The sequence below is a fragment of the Klebsiella sp. RHBSTW-00484 genome, from assembly GCF_013705725.1.
GTDB lineage: Bacteria > Pseudomonadota > Gammaproteobacteria > Enterobacterales > Enterobacteriaceae > Klebsiella.
Window position 1 is genome coordinate 1 of the sequence record NZ_CP055507.1, and the last position, 216, is coordinate 216.

1 protein-coding gene is annotated in these 216 nt (G+C 50.5%); it reads right to left on the reverse strand.

Going from position 1 to position 216, the window contains the following annotated elements; all coding sequences use genetic code 11:
* Window positions 1-35: 35 nt before the first annotated feature.
* Window positions 36-216 (reverse strand): IS5/IS1182 family transposase (locus tag HV213_RS33145; protein ID WP_004153845.1); only part of this gene is annotated, 181 nt, incomplete at its 5' end.

Sequence of the window (216 nt, forward strand, 5' to 3'; positions counted from 1 at the left end):
ATTTTTTCCACCATTTCTGGCGTTATTTCCGGTTTTTACTGAGATCTCTCCCACTGACGTATCATTTGGTCCACCCGAAACAGGTTGGCCAGGGTGAATAACATCGCCAGTTGGTTATCGTTTTTCAGCAGCCCCTTGTATCTGGCTTTCACGAAGCCGAACTGCCGCTTGATGATGCGAAACGGGTGCTCCACCCTGGCACGGATGCTGGCTTTC